The sequence below is a fragment of the Staphylococcus sp. HMSC077D08 genome, from assembly GCF_001837945.1.
Classification (GTDB): Bacteria; Bacillota; Bacilli; order Staphylococcales; family Staphylococcaceae; genus Staphylococcus; species Staphylococcus epidermidis.
This window is the reverse complement of record NZ_KV834801.1, coordinates 1-231: the sequence shown is the minus strand read 5'-3', so window position 1 is coordinate 231 and position 231 is coordinate 1. Positions and strand designations below refer to the sequence as shown.

Below are 231 nucleotides of genomic sequence, written 5' to 3'. Positions count from 1 at the left end.
TTGGAGGAATACCCAAGTCCGGCTGAAGGGATCGGTCTTGAAAACCGACAGGGCCTTAACGGGCCGCGGGGGTTCGAATCCCTCTTCCTCCGCCATTAATTATTAGCGCGGGATGGAGCAGTTCGGTAGCTCGTCGGGCTCATAACCCGAAGGTCGGTGGTTCAAATCCGCCTCCCGCAATACATGTTTTATTAGGTCTCGTAGTGTAGCGGTTAACACGCCTGCCTGTCA

The 231-nt window shown here is 55.0% G+C and carries 2 tRNA genes; both read left to right on the top strand.

The features are described from left to right. Nucleotides 1-2: 2 nt before the first annotated feature. Nucleotides 3-95: transfer RNA gene (locus tag HMPREF2663_RS08650), tRNA-Ser, on the top strand. 11 nt (nucleotides 96-106) lie between these two features. Then, nucleotides 107-180: transfer RNA gene (locus HMPREF2663_RS08645), tRNA-Met, on the top strand. Nucleotides 181-231: the final 51 nt, after the last annotated feature.